General features: G+C 42.8%; 26 protein-coding genes, 1 tRNA gene and 1 pseudogene. 11 read left to right on the top strand and 17 right to left on the bottom strand.

Annotation, left to right across the window (positions count from 1 at the left end; translation table 11 throughout):
* Positions 1-26: 26 nt before the first annotated feature.
* The 7 genes from QUA34_RS13330 (at position 27) to QUA34_RS13300 (ending at position 3532) form a co-directional block, all read left to right on the top strand.
* Positions 27-278, top strand: a complete 252-nt coding sequence (locus tag QUA34_RS13330) for a hypothetical protein (RefSeq protein WP_333340788.1) — start codon at positions 27-29, stop codon at positions 276-278.
* Positions 279-365: 87 nt separating this feature from the next.
* Positions 366-731, top strand: coding sequence for a hypothetical protein (locus tag QUA34_RS13325; RefSeq protein ID WP_333387152.1), 366 nt, complete (start codon positions 366-368; stop codon positions 729-731).
* Between the two features lie 9 nt (positions 732-740).
* A complete protein-coding gene (locus tag QUA34_RS13320) occupies positions 741-1346 on the top strand; it encodes a hypothetical protein (RefSeq protein ID WP_333387149.1) in 606 nt (201 codons plus the stop codon).
* Positions 1347-1787: 441 nt separating this feature from the next.
* Complete coding sequence (locus tag QUA34_RS13315) at positions 1788-2297, top strand: thermonuclease family protein (RefSeq protein WP_333387147.1); 510 nt, start codon at positions 1788-1790, stop codon at positions 2295-2297.
* A 6-nt stretch (positions 2298-2303) separates the two neighbouring features.
* Entirely contained in the window at positions 2304-2924 is a 621-nt protein-coding gene (locus QUA34_RS13310) for a hypothetical protein (protein WP_333387144.1), read from the top strand.
* 17 nt (positions 2925-2941) lie between these two features.
* Positions 2942-3268, top strand: a complete 327-nt coding sequence (locus QUA34_RS13305; protein WP_333387141.1) for a hypothetical protein — start codon at positions 2942-2944, stop codon at positions 3266-3268.
* 18 nt (positions 3269-3286) lie between these two features.
* Positions 3287-3532: a hypothetical protein gene (locus QUA34_RS13300; protein ID WP_333387138.1), complete on the top strand. Its 246-nt coding sequence runs from the start codon at positions 3287-3289 to the stop codon at positions 3530-3532.
* A gap of 146 nt (positions 3533-3678) precedes the next feature.
* On the opposite strand, the gene QUA34_RS13295 is transcribed toward QUA34_RS13300, so the two are convergent.
* The 17 genes from QUA34_RS13295 to QUA34_RS13220 form a co-directional block, all read right to left on the bottom strand.
* A complete protein-coding gene (locus tag QUA34_RS13295; RefSeq protein WP_333387135.1) occupies positions 3679-3930 on the bottom strand; it encodes a hypothetical protein in 252 nt (83 codons plus the stop codon).
* A gap of 63 nt (positions 3931-3993) precedes the next feature.
* The gene (locus QUA34_RS13290; protein ID WP_333387132.1) at positions 3994-5859 is read right to left on the bottom strand and encodes a hypothetical protein; all 1866 of its coding nucleotides are present in this window, start codon (positions 5857-5859) and stop codon (positions 3994-3996) included.
* 275 nt (positions 5860-6134) lie between these two features.
* The gene (locus QUA34_RS13285; RefSeq protein ID WP_333387129.1) at positions 6135-6560 is read right to left on the bottom strand and encodes a hypothetical protein; all 426 of its coding nucleotides are present in this window, start codon (positions 6558-6560) and stop codon (positions 6135-6137) included.
* 231 nt (positions 6561-6791) lie between these two features.
* Positions 6792-7661, bottom strand: a complete 870-nt coding sequence (locus QUA34_RS13280; protein ID WP_333387126.1) for a hypothetical protein — start codon at positions 7659-7661, stop codon at positions 6792-6794.
* Between the two features lie 11 nt (positions 7662-7672).
* Positions 7673-7906 carry a hypothetical protein gene (locus QUA34_RS13275; protein ID WP_333387124.1) on the bottom strand — a complete coding sequence of 78 codons (234 nt, stop codon included), beginning with the start codon at positions 7904-7906 and terminating at the stop codon, positions 7673-7675.
* Positions 7907-7916: 10 nt separating this feature from the next.
* Positions 7917-8261 (bottom strand): hypothetical protein, encoded by a 345-nt coding sequence (locus QUA34_RS13270; protein WP_333387121.1) that lies wholly within the window; start codon positions 8259-8261, stop codon positions 7917-7919.
* On the bottom strand, positions 8261-8485 hold the full coding sequence (locus QUA34_RS13265; protein WP_333387118.1) for a hypothetical protein: 225 nt from the start codon (positions 8483-8485) through the stop codon (positions 8261-8263). Before QUA34_RS13265 ends, QUA34_RS13270 begins: the two co-directional genes overlap by 1 nt.
* A gap of 91 nt (positions 8486-8576) precedes the next feature.
* The gene (locus QUA34_RS13260; RefSeq protein WP_333387115.1) at positions 8577-8846 is read right to left on the bottom strand and encodes a hypothetical protein; all 270 of its coding nucleotides are present in this window, start codon (positions 8844-8846) and stop codon (positions 8577-8579) included.
* Positions 8839-9210 (bottom strand): hypothetical protein, encoded by a 372-nt coding sequence (locus QUA34_RS13255; RefSeq protein WP_333387112.1) that lies wholly within the window; start codon positions 9208-9210, stop codon positions 8839-8841. The genes QUA34_RS13260 and QUA34_RS13255 overlap by 8 nt, the downstream gene beginning before the upstream one ends.
* The gene (locus tag QUA34_RS30185; RefSeq protein ID WP_445242818.1) at positions 9210-9656 is read right to left on the bottom strand and encodes a GIY-YIG nuclease family protein; all 447 of its coding nucleotides are present in this window, start codon (positions 9654-9656) and stop codon (positions 9210-9212) included. The genes QUA34_RS13255 and QUA34_RS30185 overlap by 1 nt, the downstream gene beginning before the upstream one ends.
* Positions 9646-10065: a hypothetical protein gene (locus QUA34_RS13250; protein WP_333387110.1), complete on the bottom strand. Its 420-nt coding sequence runs from the start codon at positions 10063-10065 to the stop codon at positions 9646-9648. Before QUA34_RS13250 ends, QUA34_RS30185 begins: the two co-directional genes overlap by 11 nt.
* Before the next feature lie 33 nt (positions 10066-10098).
* The gene (locus QUA34_RS13245) at positions 10099-10362 is read right to left on the bottom strand and encodes a hypothetical protein (protein WP_333387107.1); all 264 of its coding nucleotides are present in this window, start codon (positions 10360-10362) and stop codon (positions 10099-10101) included.
* Between the two features lie 8 nt (positions 10363-10370).
* Positions 10371-10589: a hypothetical protein gene (locus QUA34_RS13240; RefSeq protein ID WP_333387105.1), complete on the bottom strand. Its 219-nt coding sequence runs from the start codon at positions 10587-10589 to the stop codon at positions 10371-10373.
* Complete coding sequence (locus tag QUA34_RS13235) at positions 10586-10927, bottom strand: hypothetical protein (protein WP_333387101.1); 342 nt, start codon at positions 10925-10927, stop codon at positions 10586-10588. The genes QUA34_RS13240 and QUA34_RS13235 overlap by 4 nt, the downstream gene beginning before the upstream one ends.
* 179 nt (positions 10928-11106) lie before the next feature.
* Positions 11107-11673: a hypothetical protein gene (locus tag QUA34_RS13230; RefSeq protein ID WP_333387099.1), complete on the bottom strand. Its 567-nt coding sequence runs from the start codon at positions 11671-11673 to the stop codon at positions 11107-11109.
* On the bottom strand, positions 11657-12010 hold the full coding sequence (locus QUA34_RS13225; protein WP_333387096.1) for a hypothetical protein: 354 nt from the start codon (positions 12008-12010) through the stop codon (positions 11657-11659). Before QUA34_RS13225 ends, QUA34_RS13230 begins: the two co-directional genes overlap by 17 nt.
* A 66-nt stretch (positions 12011-12076) precedes the next feature.
* Positions 12077-12430, bottom strand: coding sequence for a hypothetical protein (locus QUA34_RS13220; RefSeq protein ID WP_333387093.1), 354 nt, complete (start codon positions 12428-12430; stop codon positions 12077-12079).
* Between the two features lie 75 nt (positions 12431-12505).
* Between QUA34_RS13220 and QUA34_RS13215 the strand changes: the two genes are divergently transcribed.
* The 4 genes and pseudogenes from QUA34_RS13215 (at position 12506) to QUA34_RS13200 (ending at position 16573) form a co-directional block, all read left to right on the top strand.
* On the top strand, positions 12506-12718 hold the full coding sequence (locus QUA34_RS13215) for a hypothetical protein (RefSeq protein WP_333038842.1): 213 nt from the start codon (positions 12506-12508) through the stop codon (positions 12716-12718).
* 276 nt (positions 12719-12994) lie between these two features.
* A pseudogene (locus tag QUA34_RS13210) lies at positions 12995-13603 on the top strand (Uma2 family endonuclease).
* A 120-nt stretch (positions 13604-13723) separates the two neighbouring features.
* A tRNA-Gly gene (locus QUA34_RS13205) sits at positions 13724-13791 on the top strand.
* Between the two features lie 451 nt (positions 13792-14242).
* The gene (locus tag QUA34_RS13200) at positions 14243-16573 is read left to right on the top strand and encodes a PAS domain S-box protein (protein WP_333387090.1); all 2331 of its coding nucleotides are present in this window, start codon (positions 14243-14245) and stop codon (positions 16571-16573) included.
* The last annotated feature ends 32 nt before the right edge of the window (positions 16574-16605 follow it).

Below are 16605 nucleotides of genomic sequence, written 5' to 3'. Positions count from 1 at the left end.
GCAGTCTTTTAGTTAACCCTTGCTCAATGAACACTCAAACCTTAGAACTTTTAGGGCAAAACACCCAACAACAGTATGAAAAACTAACCGCCAGAGCTTTGTATGAAATGGAATATATGGAGCCATATTTAGGTTCAATATTATTCCCTTATTACAGTCACTACTGCATTATCTCGGTACTCGGTATCAACTATTCTCAAAAGAACTTTGGCATTTTTGATAACGGTTGCCATGCTGATCGGTACGATCGAATTGCCATGCTTCTCAAAAGAATTTAGCAAAGTTGTCAGAAAAAGTGACTGTTACATCGCGCTTGTAACAGTCAATTAGATCAGTAAAAACCAAATCAATTATACCCTAAGTCAATGCAAGTATTTCTCACGGGAACCGAAAGACTTGAGAAAATGAACGCGGAAATGTGGACGCGAATTCATAATATCACAAAGCTAAAGGCTACCATCTTAATCGGGAACTATCGGGGTTTCGATCAACTAGCTTTAGCATTCCTAAATGTTCTGGAATATCGCAACGTTAAAGTTTATGAAACAGGAAGCGGTCTAAGTTTCGGTCATCAAATCATTGATGTAGGTCGATATCCACGTCAAGATATTGAAATGAGTCGATCGGCAGATTATATGTTGGCAGTTTATGACGGTCTAAGTTATGGAGTTAAAGCCAACTTGAGACGGATGCCAGCGGAGAGAACTCGAATCATTTACGTTAACATTTGAAGCCAAATCATGAAAGTAAAATCAATCATCTTTGACGAAAACAATCCTAATCGCGATCGCAGCCTGAAAATGTTTGAGAATATCTACAAAGGTTTACTCAAAGAAATTAGGGGCGATCGGGCTTACAAAATGCCTCCGAAGTACATCAATTGGCAGACTTTAAGCGGAATTATTTCAGTAGCTTTGTCAAGTTGCACAGTTGAATATCTCAGAGTTGATTTATCTGCATTCATCCATAGCTACCGAACAGCTCTCTGGTTTATCAAAGATGCTCCTATTTATTGCTTGACCCAGCAGCTAATTACAGCATTCGATCAGACAAATGCACTTGCTAAACCTGGTATCCTGAGAGGTTGGCAACCATCCTTACCTAGTTTCCTGCTAGCCATACCCAAAGGCTTAATTCACACGCCTGATGGTACTGAAGTGGATTATCTGACGGTTTCGTGTAGTGATTGTGATTATCCAAGCTGGAATTATGGCAAGTGGAGTAACATCGAAATTAAACAATTTGCCTTGAAACACGGTCGATATTTTCAGATTTGCACAGTTGATTCTTATGAAACTGTGTGGCCTTCAGGAACTGGTGTTAAAAGTGATGGTACTTTGATTTAGGATGAAAACGCAAACTTCGGTAAACCTACTCTTTCGATCGATGATAAAGTTTTTCTTCAACCCATTCGCAATTTGGTAATTAATATACTCTTGATTTGGGGATTGACACCAGCGTTATTAATGCCTGTAACTGACTCCACAATCAAAATTAAAAGTAAGAAATTATGCCGAGGGATCGGAGTTTTTTTAATGTCATATATCCCCGATGGCTGGGTAAAAACTATCAAAATTTCTCGGTATTATCCGCAGAAAAAGGAACTCATTTCTCTCCGTGTAGCCACTGGAGACAAGGGCATTAGAGGGTGTTAGAATCAGGTCATGGTAAGCGCTGGAGAGATAGTAAACGGCTTTGGATTCAACCTATTTGGGTTCAATTCTAATACCAGTTCCTCAGCCTAAAAAGTAAATTACAATAAATAAAATACTTCTGAGGCTGAGCCCATGATTACTCCAGGAACTGCATATAACTGTTTTTCAAAATTTATATTTGATGGTGATACTTTAACCCTAGACTTTCGAGGTGCTGATTTACGAGTAAGACTACGATGGATAGATACTCCTGAAGCTCAAAGGTCAGGAATAAATAGCACAGACCCCAGAATACTTAAACACTGGGAATGGGCGCAAAAAGCAAAAACTGCCTTGATGGAGTTGGTCGCAGGCAAACCAATAATTTCAATTCCGATCGAAAAAGACCAATACGATCGCTGGGTATGTGATTGTTACCTTGAGAAAATTTCGGTGGCAACCAACATTCAAATCCTGCAATGCAAAAGTGGAATGGGAGTAAGTTTTGTCCCATTTAATCGTTTCGCCTACAACATTCGAGAGTTGGCTGTACTCAAAGGGATTATCACCGAAACTGCTAGCGCTAATCGTAAGAAATTAGGTCTTTGGTCAGACCCTGACCTAATTCTTCCTAACGAGTTCAAAAAAATAAGCTTATCTTGAAAAACAATGAAATTAGCTGAAAGAATTGTCAGATATATGGAAGCCAAGAATTATAGCTTGGCTCGGAAAGTGGCAGAAAAAAACATAATTTATGTGGAAGGGATGGACCCGGACGGAACTCTTAACGCTGATACTCCCAACCATTTCAACGATGCGCGACTGCTTTTAGTCTTTCGTGATGGACTGCCGACGATCGAAGCTGCTTGGGAAGCGACAACCGAACCAGGCTACTACTACACTGACAACCCCATGAACCCTAATGGAGCCGCCAGAATTGCCTTTGGGCAGTATTGGGCATGGCAAGTCGGAATTCATGGCTACTCTAACCCCCACGAAGCTCTTATCCAGGTCGGACTTGTCAAAGTGCACCGGGATTGGAATCGAGACATGATGAGAACCGGTGATGCGATCCATGAGGGTTACTTCGGCATCAATCAACATCATGGTTGGGATCATCCAGTCGATGATATTCATACTGCCGGGGCTGGGTGTTTCGTCGGTCGCGATTCTACTGAACACTTTGACTTCATGGATCGGGTCAAGTCTGACCCAAGATACAGACATGACCCCGAGTTTATCTATCCGACAACTATTATTCCGGGTGATAAATTGTTTGCTCCTCGCTAACAGTAATTTATGCACAAATGAAACAAGAAACTCTTGACTATATTGCTGCTTCGATCGGTGTTATCACGATTGCTTCAACCTATATTTTCTGGTTAGCTTCTAGACAAATTAAGGATAGTTTAACTCATAAAATTGAAAGATTTGCTTATGATTTAATGAAGAAACAAGAAACCGATACTCTTAATGTCGGGTACAAAATGCGACGATGGCAAGATGTAAATAAACTTCGAGCGATTACGGTAGATTGTAGACTTGAAGCTATTGAAAGACAGTTACAGATGCCTACTTGCAATGTTATTCAGACGATCGAACAACAATTTGAAGATACAGACTCAACTATCTAACTCAATCAATTACTAATTATGAAATTAAGATATAGAAAACTAACTGTTGAGCAGTTAGATCTTATCTCCAGTCTTTTAGGAGCTGTTGCAGGCATTGCCGAATTACTTGTAGCTTGTAAATACCTTGATAACGAAAAAGGTCAGCTTATCGCTGGAATAGCGTTAATTGTTTGGGGCTTCTTTAGTAATAAACAGCCTCGCGTTGAGAAACCTAGAAAGTATCAACCACATCCTGAATATCTACTCAATGAACTGACAGAGTAAGAATATCAGTAAAACTCCCACTAAAATACCTAACAGGAAAACTGTTAACTGATTCATAAGTTTCATCCGTAAAATTCATCCATAAATCTCATAGTACAATCATTTTAAGTTGTGATTTTACTAGGAGATTTATTTGTGGTTATAAATTAGGGATTATTCAGTTTATCCGATATAACCTTTGTTGCTCCGATCGCTCCAGCAACCAAACCTGTAATTAATCCAGCAGTGAAAACATCGGCTGGATGTGGTAAGTTTCGGCGCTTCAATTCTTCACTTGTTTGCTTCGCGTCTTCTTGTAATTCTTGGATTACGTCGGGGACAACTGCACCAGTTGCTAATAAAGCTGTTGTCAATGTTCCCGCCAAAAATACTGATTCGCTTGCTGTTGGTTTACGCATTTTGTCTCCTAGTTTTTGTGTGATTGATTGATTGACTGACATTTGATATCGATCGAAATGAACCTACCTCTTTTCCAAGTAATCCTTGTATTTAGCAATCAGAGAAGGTGAGCCGTGTTTCATTACCAGGTATTGAAAACACCTTTTACCTACATCTGAATAACTTCGAGGCTTTCTTCTCCCCTGGGTGAAACCCAAACCGATTTGTATGAGTTTGCTGGGACTTGTATATTTATCTGATAATTTCAAAATGCGGTCAAAAAGTGCTATTTCTGACTCATTTGGCAGTAATCTTGAGAAATCTTCCGCATCCCAGATAACCGGATAATTCTCTCTGGGTAAGGGTTTCGGACTTATCTCGGCTTTGATAAGGTTATCCGAAGGTGATAATTCTTCACCTGAGTTATCTGCCGAATTATCTGGTAAATTATCTGAGTTTTGACCAGCCTGCGATCGATGTAACTCTATTTGTCGATCGAGTTCTTCAGTTGTTGATTCCGCTAACCAATAATCCCACGACACAGCCTGATTTAATGCCCGATTTAGTCTTTCTATATCTGATTGTATTTCCGGTTGTGGTTGAGATTCTGTCTGAGTTTCTGTGTGAGATTGTGATTGAGATTGTAGTTGAGATTCTGTATGGTCAACGGCTGAAGTAATAACTTGATTGTCAGAGTCTGAAGTAAAGCCATTAAATAACTCATAGACCCATTCAGGACGTATCCATTCCGGCAAAATAGAAATAGGCAAATCTTTGATGCACTCTCCCTCTTCATCTTTGATACCCGAAATAGTTCCTTTAAAAAGTGGCTGATATTTGCTGTTCGATCGTAATTGAAGTTTGATAACTCCTGAGTTGACAGATTTACTGAAACCGTCACCACCGCCGAAAGCAGCGTTAGTATCATTGTGAGCAATGAAGATGGGCGCTTCTTTGCCTTTGCGAGGGTCGCCAACAACTTTTCTGGTTAGTTTGCTGGCAGGTTCCGCCGTACCTTCTTCAAAGCCATATTGTGTCATTTCATCAAAGATAGAGGTCAGCCAATCATCTTTTAGAGTTCTGACTTTGAATCGATCGTACATGGCGTTAAGTTGTGCGCCAACTTCCTCAAAGTTTTGATTTGCGCCGTAGCCGGGAACGCCTAGCTTAACCAGAGTTTTCCAGCACTCATCATAATTTTGGTGGAAGTGAGGGTCAGCGATCGAGATGATTTTGTGACCATACAAATAATGCCGGCACAGTGCTAAAAAAGCTGCGAAGTAACTTTTAAAGCTACCCATATCCCCATAAATTAGGATGGGTTTGTGCATCAGTTGTGCAATCCATCCTCCCTCATGCTCTTCAATCAATTGCAACAGCTTCGATCGGGCAGCAGCTATATACTCCGCTCTCTTCTCTTCTACTGTTTTCTCTCTTGCTGCACCATCCATCCCACCCGGAACACTATCAACAACAGAATCAGAAATAGAATCTGTTTCTGTTTCTGACTGAGAATCAAAATCTGTTTTTGTTTCTGGTATTGAGGGTTGTGAAGATTTAAGAAGATGCTCAAGAATAGCGGGGTGATCGTGAGCCATGACCCGGACATAATTCTGCTGAGTCTCGGCTTTGTAGACCTCAACAGAGGCATTAGCCCGAAGCTTCTCTTTGACCACTACCTCCTCAACCAGGACATCGGTGAGTGCGGAGTTAACAGCAGCATCAAGCGCTAGCTGTTTCAGTCGCTGCTCAAATTGCCAGAGTTCTTCTTGTTCGAGCTGTTCCTTTTTTTTCTGGCTGTCGTGCCAGCCAAAATATCCGCAGCCGATCGCAGCGAGAGAGCTGGCTTGGCGAACTCCCACCCAGCGATCGAACGGAAGCGGCATCAATGCCAGCGCCAAAGAGCAAAATGCTCCAAAAAATGATCCGATCGTGACCCTGTTACCCATGACTGATGACTCCTATCCTTTACCCAATCCCCAATACCCAAAATCCAATACCCAAAATCCAATACCTGATGCCCATGCCCGATGCGCGAGATGCGCGCGATTTCCGATCCGATGCGCGAGATACGCGCGCGATTTCCGATCCGATGCCCGATGACTGATGACCGATGACTAATGACTGATGAGTGATGACTGATGAGTGAGGAGTGATGCCAAGACTTAAAATCTCCCTGCTGCTTACTCAAACCAGTACAGCCGTAGCAACAGGGAGGCAAGTGTTATTTACTACCAGCACCAATGATCCACATGGCGACGATGATAAAGATTGCGATCGTCAAACCATGCTGCCAGGTCAGGAGATAATACAAATCCCAGAAGCAGAGAATGCCTCCGATCGCCAGTGCTGCACCGCCAGTCCGCCACAGTCCGACATAAGTGCGATCGGCTGGCGACATGAAAAACAGACTGAGAGAGCCGATGACGATCGCCACGATTCCTAAGAAAATATGTGACGGAAAGAACCGAAACACATTTGCTATGCCAATGCCGATCGCAAAATTCACTACCAAAAATAGCCAGTTGTTGACATTTTTGAGGTGTTTCAGTTGCGCTGACGGCTTAAAAACGAGTGCTTCTTTCGGTGGCTGTGGTTGTTGTACAGCAGGCTTCGGGTTTTGTGGTAATTGTGGAGTTTGTAAAAACATGGTTGGTGCATTTATTGAAGGTTTTGCCGTAGAGGAGACAACAATTGGGGCAAATCTCGATATTCTGTATTGCGGAAGCTTCAGCAACTACTAAATATCCGTAGCGGTTGGGTACTTTTATTCCCGGTTGATGGTCATCTGTCGTTACCCAGCCTGTGTTTGTCGTAGCAGCAGCGCCGTTCTTGTAATCGATCGAGCTGACGACTTTGAAAACGTGACCTTTAGAAATAATCAACTTTCACCTCTGAAAAATTTAGTAAATTTTGAGAAACCACGATTTATCTGCGAAGCAACACCATTAACTTTGCCTGCCATGTCGCCTGACCAGTTAACCGCTACGTTGATGGAATCCTTCGCTTTGGTTTTTGCTGAGCGTTGTACTGCCGATCGTTGTGTAGCTGCACTTGAAGCTGAAACAAATTGAGGTTGAGCGTAATTTGACTGACTAATTTGGAGCGGAGCGGAAGTCGAACCGCCGAGAGATGGATGGCTCAAGCCATGAGTGCCGTGTTTCAGACCGTATGAAGCTTGCTTATAGATATTGGTTTCATCTTCTTTCCATTTTGCTAATTCAGCAGCAAATTCTGGATTTCCTTGCATCTTTAGAGTGGCTGCGTCAACTTCGGCAACTTTCTTGGCAAGGGCAGCAATTACTGTGTTGTCCCAGAAAATTTTATCTTGTTCAACTTCCCCTGTGAATTGTTCTTGGCTTTTCGTAAGTCGATAATCTTGGACTTCAACTGTTGCGCCATACTTGGCACGAGCAACGGCAACATCTATCTGAGCTTTCTTAATTTTCTCAGCGCCTTTATAGCCAGCTTCCATCAGCCAGCCTTGAAACTCACGGAAACAGATTTGTGCGTCAATGAGTAGCTTGAATTTCTCTTTGATTTCGGTGATGTGGTCAAGAAACCATTTTGCTTGGATTGCCCGATCGCCGATCGCAGCCCAGCCCTGGGGAGTGAGTTGGTTCAAGTCAGCAGTTGTGAGATTGAAAACATCAGCTAACATTTGCTCACCTTCAGCATCAAGAGCGCCACCGACTAAGGTTGAGAGAAGGTAAGTCAATACATCTTGTTCTTGGTCGAGTTGTTGTTGCATTATCTTTCCTGTTAGTTAAATTGTGTTGGCTCAGAAGGCTGTTTCAGTCGATCGCAAATACACCAATTCATTTGCTTTGTTGATTCACTCCATTTCAGTTTGATTACCCAGCCTAAATATTCATACTCCTCATCAGAATTAGAGTTGGATTCTACAACACCTCTAGCTTGGAGATTAAGCAAGAGTTTGATAGCTAGTTGGCTAATGATGCGATCGGGCAATAAATTCAAGAATTTATCTAACATTATTGCTTACCTAATCCAATTCTTCATCGTCATACTCCATAAAATCGTTAATCCACCTTTTGGCTGCTAGGAGGGAGTCAGCGGAGTTATAGGTCATCCCTTGATCAAGAAACCGATACATACCGTCGTAGACAAACCAGTTCCACTGTTCGCTCCAGGGTTCCTCTCCGTCAATGTGGAAGCATCGCAAACGGATAATCAATCCACAATGGTCATATTCGTCAGAGATTGGTGGATCTATCACCCATTCGGTAATTGCACCTTTCAGCTTTAGGTAAATCAACAACTGTTTGGTGACTGACAGGACGATCGAATCGGGCAACAGACTCAGTATTGGTTTGAGATTTTTACGCATTATTCGGGTTTTCCATTCGGTGTTAAGTAAGCTGTAATTTTGACCATTTCTCCCGGTTCGGGTTTGGGGAGTTGGCGCTCAACTTGTTTCATTGCATGAATCACGCAAATTTCCGTGTCAGCATAAAGTGTAAAGATTTGGGTTGGGCGACGGCTGCTGAAAACGTAAATGTTTCGAGAATATTGATTGATTGGTTGAGGTGTGCCGAATAGCCAATTAAACATCTATTTCTTCCTCAGCTAAAGTATCAGAATCATCAGCTAGAAACGCATTTGCCCATTTCAGAGCTAGGGCGATGCGCTACGCGCCCGCAAGCTACGCGTCATTTTCAGTAGTAGCTGTTCCATTTCTGAGGATGTCAGCGCTTCTACCATCACAAACGAACCAATACCAGTACCAGTAATTCAATTTTGCACAGGCAACGATTTTGATTTCTAAACCGAGATAAAAGAAAGTTTCGGCTACATCGGATTGATCCGGCTGCCAATTCCGTAGCTCATCTTTTTCGTGTAAGATTTCTACGATCGAGCTACCAATCCTTTCAAGAATCTTGACTGGCACCAAATTCAAAACTTGCTTAAGCATTTTGATTACCTTTGCTAATTTGGGATGGTATATTGCCCTCAAGAAATTGGACTGTCCAAGTTTGAGCTAAAGCTATAGCATCATCTTTCGTCTCTCCGATCCCACTCTTTAGAACTACTTGTCCAAAACCGTCATAGACTAACCAATCCCAACATTCGATCTCTTCTTTCAGGAATTCTGAATATGCAGAAAAAAACTTGATTTTAATTTGCAACCCTGCATAGAAATAGCAACCTGGCAGTAGATGTTGAGCATTATGTTCACAATTTTGATAGATTTTATTACTCAGTTTTCGGGAAACTTGAGCAACTTTTTCTTGAGAAGCCAACAGATTTGGGAATAATTTCAAGATATGTTCGATCATTATCTAAAAACCAGAGAGAAAAAGAGCATCAAAATTAAAATAGTCAGAGCGAAGTAAGCGAAGTTGACCACCCAACAGATAACAAATAGCGTGATTTGCATCAGTAAAATTCTGTAAGGAGGGGCTTCAAACCATTCTGTCCTACCATCTAATCCCGGAGCGCGGTGAACATTCCAACGCTTAAAAATATTGTGTGTCGTCTTTTCTGTCAGTCTCATATTCATTGTGAATACGATCGCCCTAATTTTTAACGGAGCTTGGTACTCTCGTGATAGGAAATAGTGACGGGATTCGGGTGTCTCACTCAAACCTACTTTGGATAGATAACCGTCTTGAAAAATGTAATTAAACCCTGGGACATAATCACTCTTTCTCTTAGGTTTTCGCTGCTTAGGTTGCCGTTGGTGTTTCAGGATTAGAGTAGCTTTAGGGTTTTTATTTCGCATTTAACTCTTGTCTCAGAAGTGCGATCGAATGATTCAAAAGAGCGATTCGTTGTTTGTTTAATCCTCTGTTACGTGTATAAATATTCCGTAGTTCTTGATTAGCATTAAACCGTGTCTCAAAATCAGTGGAGGTCAACTCTTGTTCATATTGGGCGATCGTAACTTTATTTTTTGCTTGTTCAGCTTCAATTTCCTCAAGGGACATATCGATCGGTTTTTTGAGTTTTCCGCCTCTCATCAAAAGAACTTGTTGTGCTGCTAATTTTTCATTGCGTTTGGAAAGTTGCAAAAGTTCTTGATGCAATTGCAGAGAAATTGTTGAATCAGTCACAACTGCTATTTGATCTTTCAGCTTATTTTTGAGCAATTCGTTCGCGTCGCGTTCGGCTTGAAGTTGGTCATTGCTCATAGTGCTGATTCTTTTAGGCATGATAATTAGCTCCTAGTTAATCGACTCGACTGTTTGACGGTTATTGTGGCTGCCAATACCGACTGACGGGGAAATTTGATAAACCTTGGTGTTAGTAACTGTTTGATTGCCGTGTACGATCGTCGGAGGTGTTTGTTTGAGAGCATCTTGATATCCCGTTTGATAGCAGAATGCACCGAAACCAACTACCAATGCTGGGATAGCTCTACTCATCCAGGGAGTGCCGGATTCCGTCTTAGTTGTGGTTGTTGAATCTGTCGAAAATAGGTCATTCATGGTCATGGTCAATAATCCTTGCTGTGGTTAACAATCGTTACGACTGTGTTATTTTCGCTATCAGTTGAAAGTCTTACCCAACCTTCATCAGACATATCTTGAACATCAATTTCTACTCGCCATTCTGCGATTACAGTACAGAAAGAAATTTCGGCTGTACTGCCTTTCCCAAACTCCTTCAAAAAATTCAGAATGGCTTGTATTTCAGGTGTTATTTCCATCGTCATGCTTGGGATGATTCCCAACAATCACCCAGTATCAAAATGTCGGCTTCAGAGGGGAATGTACATTCATAATCTTGCTGTTCTGTCTCGAAACGGTAACAGGTTTCTGGATAGGGACAATGCCTACCTCCGACGCAATTAGGAGGTAGTTCTCGTTGTTTTGGTGTACAGAGTTGCAAGTTATCGTCTACTGGTTCCAGAAATCGAGTCCGATCGCCTAATGGAGACAAATCGAGGTCAATTACTCGGCACAGTTCCAAACATTTATAATCAGCCGTGTAAACGTAAACTTTCTGGTTTGGGTCCCAATCATAAACCTTATCAGAGGTTATAGGAATCATTATCATGGTGTTTTCCTTTGAATGTTTGTCAGAGCAATTACACTTTGATGAATCTGAGGAGAGCAAACTCGCGTAAATAACCAAAGCCATAAGTAACTTTTCTCGGTTAGCTGAACGAGCTTGCTCCTCTAGAATTAGCCGATTGCTAAAAGCGGTAGCTAATTCTATGCAGGATTCAATTAACCCCAAGCACCAGTGATCTGTTTCGGTGCTGTTTTTTTTCCTGGCAAGCTACCGTTGCGGAGATCGAGCGGAGCATTTTGGACAGAGCTAACAATTTCTCGGAAGTTAGCGCGAGTATTGGTCGATCGAGACTTAAGCTGATCGATTACGTTGTCTCCCAGGGAGATGTAGAAGGCATCAACGACGGAAGCAGCAGCAGCAGCACCCACATCAGTCATCGCCAAAGCTGCTTCAGATGTTGCGTCTCGGACTGCAACGACTAGCTGACTGGTTTCTTCCTGTCCGTCGCGGTTTTGAGAATGGTCAATTTCACCATCGTTGATATCATCACAGTGCTCAGCGTATCCGGTGCGCTTGGAAGCGATTTCGATCAATGCGTCAGTCGGGGTCTTAAGTTCTTCACGAATCAGACGGTAATATTCCCGTACTTCGTCGATATCGACTCCTTCGACCTGAGCATTTTGCCATTTGCGATGACCGAGCGCTTTGCGGACGGTGGTAATGTCGGACACTTTGCCTAGTCCGAGTTCAAACTTCAGCTCAACTCTAGATAGTGTAGTCATTGATGTTAAGTCCTACGTTTTGCAAGTATTTACGTGTTTTGTCGATATCTCGATCGCAGGCAACGAAAATTTCTTCGACCTGAACCAGACACCGTTTCTGAAAATCTGAAAATTTACGGGAATGAAGCACTCGATCGCATTCTGGGCATTCTTCTTCTAGCAGTGTCAGTCGGCGTTTAAATGTCGCTTCCGACATTGGTACTGGTTTGCGTCTACTTTTACGGCCGATGCTTCCCAGAATTTGCTTTATTTGCGATCGAGTCCAGTAATTTGCTTTTCCTGCTTCGTCTTGATACTGGACTGTGAACGGCTTTCGACACTTTTTCTCGTATCTCATGAGCTACTTTTAGTACCCTTTCTTTGAGCCCTTCAAGTAGCTCACGATAGAGTAAAAAAAATGAATCTATTGCCTGCCAGCACCACGTTTCGGCGGTTGTTCAGGCTTAGCAGACTGAGTTTGTGGCACTGAGTGGTTTTCTTGTCCCTGCGGGTAAGCTTTTGTTGCGTCCCAGTATCCCAAAGCTCGTCTTTCGTCCCAAATTTTCTGGGTTGCTTCTACCGCTGTTCCCCCGAACCCTCTTACCTGGGAATTTGGATTGAATTGGCGCTCTACTACGATCGGATATTCATTCCGATACGCCAATTGCGTCATCTGTAGTAACATAATTCTGTCTCCTGGTGTCGTGTACCGACATTGGTTGAAAGTCCAGAAAAGTGGTATCAACACTTTTCTGGGCGTTTCAACAAATTGTAACATCCAATGGATGTTGCGTCAAGAAAAAACTTGAATATTTAGCTAAGATTTGTTTCGCTCATCGAATATGCTAGATTCATGAGCGAGGAAAACAGTAAAAAAGGAAAAAGTAGGGATACTCGCGATCGGCTCACATTTGATGTGGGTGGGTTACGCGAGCGACTTAGAGCTCAGGCGATCGAACCGGGTCAATCGCTGGCTTCGATCGTTCGCATGGGACTGCTGGAATGGTTAAGGATTCGCGAAGAAAATCAACAAAATCAAGAATCTAAATCTAAAAAAAGCGATTAAATTGATATATCAGTTATTTAAAATGCTTAAATCCTATATCCCGTATATGTTTGAGCGATGCCAATTAAACCTTGACATCGTAGGGGTCACTGGTTCGAGTCCAGTTGTGTCCATGAATTTCAATCATTTATAAATCCAGGGTTTTAGGTTTGCCCTCCTACCGAGAGTTTTGTCTTTCGCTCGACAATTAACCTATTAGTTAGATCATGAATTTAAAAATCTGACGCACCCTACTGCATCAAAATCAAATGATATTAGAGCAGGGGAGACTTTACCATGACTCAAGCGATATCGAAGTTCAGGAGTTTTGATGAATTTCTGGAAGGAAAACCAGAAAACGGACGTTATGAATTACATAACGGATTTATGGTTTAAATGCCAAATCCCACTGGTAAGCATTCATCCAGCGCGGGTTTTCAAGCGATAGAATTGGGTTTAGAAATCCGGCGATTACAACTTCCTTCGTTTATTCCCAAGGAATCTAAAATTAAATTTAGCGATCACTCTGGCTACGATCCCGATGTGATTGTATTAGATAAACAAGCCGTTGAAGCCAATGAGTCTTGATGGGAAAGAGAATCAGTTATTACTCAGGAAAATTCGGTCAAATTAGTTATTGCAGTAGTCAGCACAAATTGGCGCGATGATTATGCACATAAAATGATTGATTATGAAGCATTAAGCATTCCTGAATATGGGATTGTAGATTATTTGGGCTTAGGGGGTAGCCGTTATATTGGTTATCCCAAACAGCCTACTTTATCGGTTTATCAGTTAGTAGATGGTGAGTATCAAATTAAGCTGTTTCGGGGAGATGAAAGAATTGAATCAGCGGTGTTTCCAGAGTTAAAATTGACCGCTAAGCAAATTTTTAACGGTGGATAAGTGCTGATACCAATTCACTATGAAGATACACTAAATGAGGCTGATGTCTTTTTGGTTGGAACTATATCCTTAGCGTTATATTAAATGCAGCTTCATAGTAAATTGGTATGAGGCGATCGCATAGCTCAGTTGGTTAGAGCACTACAATGCCATTGTAGGGGTCAGCGGTTCGAGTCCATTTCTGTCCATACCTAAAACCCGCCCACAAAGCGGGTTTTGTTGTTTCTACAACCAAACTGGTAGATTTGGCATTCTCAATTAGGAATGACAGAATATGTCTAGGCCAGAGATTTAGTATAGTTGCCACGTTTTGTCGAGGCTGTTGCTGAGTAGTTGCGTAGTTTGCAGGAGTTAGGTGTTAAAGAAACGCTAGCCCGATTCTCGTCGGCACCATCCCCATTCGTGAACAAAGCGCAAGCAAGCAGAACAAGAAAGTGAACCACTGTGAGAACGCGATCGCCTTGCACGCTAACAAGCAGAAGCCGCTAACCGGATTCAAGACGAATTTTTAGCAGTGCTGTCCTATGAGTGGCGATCGCCCCTGTGCTTAAATACTGAATGACTTAGGTTTTGGGCATATTATATCTTGATTCCCTAACAATAGCTGGCATAATAGGTAAATAGGCAGGACTAACCGCAATGAATGTAGAACGTACACACTCCTTGAACGATCGAGAAGAGCTTACTGTAAATTTTCCTCAAGAGCTATGTACGGACTGCCAAGCACTCGAAGCGCGACGATTTGCGGTGATAGTCGATCACATGGCTGAGGCCTTTATTTCTATTAATTCAGATTGGCACTGCACCTATGTCAACCATAAAGCAGAGGAGCTTTTAAACAGTAAGCAGCAACACCTAATCGGCAAAAATATATGGACTATATTTTCGGTCGATCTTACCTCTGAGCTATATAAGTATTGTCATCGAGCGATCGTAACGCCAACGGCGATCGAGTTTGAAGAACATTACCCCTCAGTCAACAAGTGGTTGAGAATTCGCCTCATCAAGAGTGAAGATGGCTTACTTATTTACTTCCAAGACACAACTCAAACATCTCAACTAGATCGACAATTGAAAGCCGAAATCGCCAAGTGCCAGCAGGTAGAAGCCACTCTTCAGAAAGAACAGGACTTTTTGAAGGCAATTCTACACAACGTTCAAGCTGGCATTGTCGCTTGCGATGCCGATGGCATATTGACGGTATTTAACCAAGCAGCTAAAGATTTTCATGGATTACCTCAGCAGCCGGTTCCACCGCCTCAATGGGCCCAGTATTATAACTTGTATTTGCCCGATGGCAAAACACCCATGAATACAGAGGATATTCCCCTGTTCCAGGCATTGCAAGGACACAACGTTCGTGATGTGGAAATGATGATTGTTCCGCAGCAGGGAACTGCACGAATGCTGTTAGCAACTGGACAGGCAATTATTGCTGCCAACGGCGAAAAACAGGGTGCAGTTGTTGTGATGCACGACATTACACAACGCAAGCAGGCAGAAAATGCTCTGCGTGAGGGTGAAGCGCAATTATCCAGCATCTTCCAAACTATTCCTGATGGCATCACTATTCTAGATTCTACGGGAGAGATTATAGCCGCAAATAGGGCAGCAGAGAGGATTTTAAGATTAACTCGCAGCGACCTTGTGGATCGAGGCTATAACGATCCATCCTGGATCATTACAACCGTGGAGGGTCATCCTTTCCCAGAAGATGAACTGCCGTTTGCACGGGTGATGCAAACAGGTGAGCCTGTTTATGGTATTGAACAGGCCATTAGCCATGCCGATGGAACTCGCACGATTCTCTCGATCAATGCTTCCCCTTTGTTTGACGCAGAGGGACAACTTATCAATATTATTGCTGCTTTCAGCGACATTACGGAACGCAAGCAAACCGAAGACGAACGAGTACAGCTTGTTCAAGAACAGGCAGCCCGTGCTTTAGCAGAGAATTCTCAACAACAATCAGCATTTTTAGCCCAAGTGAGTGCTGTCCTTTCCTCTTCGCTAGAGTATGAACAAACTCTCCAAAGCGTTGCAAAGCTGGCAGTTCCTTATTTTGCAGATTGGTGTAGTGTCGATCTGCTGAATGACGATCGCACAATTGGTCGGGTTGCAGTTGCTCATTCAGATCCCGAAAAAGTGAAATTTGGCTGGGAGTTGGCTCAACGCTTTCCCAGACATCTCGATGATGCGTATGGCATTGCTAAAGTCATGCAAACAGGACAGATTGAAATTGGGATTGAGATTACAGATGAACAGTTAGTTGCCACAGTGCCGAATGCTGAATACCTGGAAATCTTACGTGGAGTTGGGTTAAAGTCCTGCATCATTGCACCGCTACAGGCACGCGGGCGGGTGTTGGGTAGCATTACCTTTGTGTTTACTGAATCCGATCGCCGCTATCGCCTGGAAGACATTCCTTTGGCTGAAGATTTGGCTCAGCGAGCAGCAATCGCCATTGATAATGCTCGTCTCTATAATGAAACACAACAAGCGAAATTAGCCGCCGACCTCGCTGCTAACCGGACGGCTCGACTGCTGGCGGTGATGACAGCTTTGTCTGAATCGCTAACCTCGGCTCAAGTGGCTCAGGTGATTATTGAACAGGGAATGTCCGCACTCGGAGCAAGTTCTGGTTTGGTTGCCGTATTAAACCAGGATGCGAGCGAACTGGAGATTATTCAAGCGATCGGGTATGAGCATATAGGAGAATTTCAGCGCAGTTTTTCAATTCATGCACCCTATCCTCTGGCAGAAGCTGTGCGAAGTGGGCAACCTGTTTGGGTAGAAACTATTGAAAACCGAATTGCCCGTTATCCTCATTTAGCTGAAGCTTATGCCAAGGCTGGTTCAGAAGCCTGGATTTCCGTGCCATTGTTGATTGAAGGACAAGCCGCTGGTGGGCTCTCGCTCGGTTTTTGGTTGAGTCGATGCGGGGTATTATCCCCGGCACCTCTCAGTTAGATCTGGGCGTGCGACTTTCACCGCACCCAGCT

Origin of the sequence: Microcoleus sp. POL10_C6 (genome assembly GCF_036701585.1) — a bacterium.
Lineage (GTDB): Bacteria > Cyanobacteriota > Cyanobacteriia > Cyanobacteriales > Microcoleaceae > Microcoleus.
Note: the sequence above shows the minus strand (reverse complement) of the source record. Positions and strands in the feature narration are given on the sequence as shown.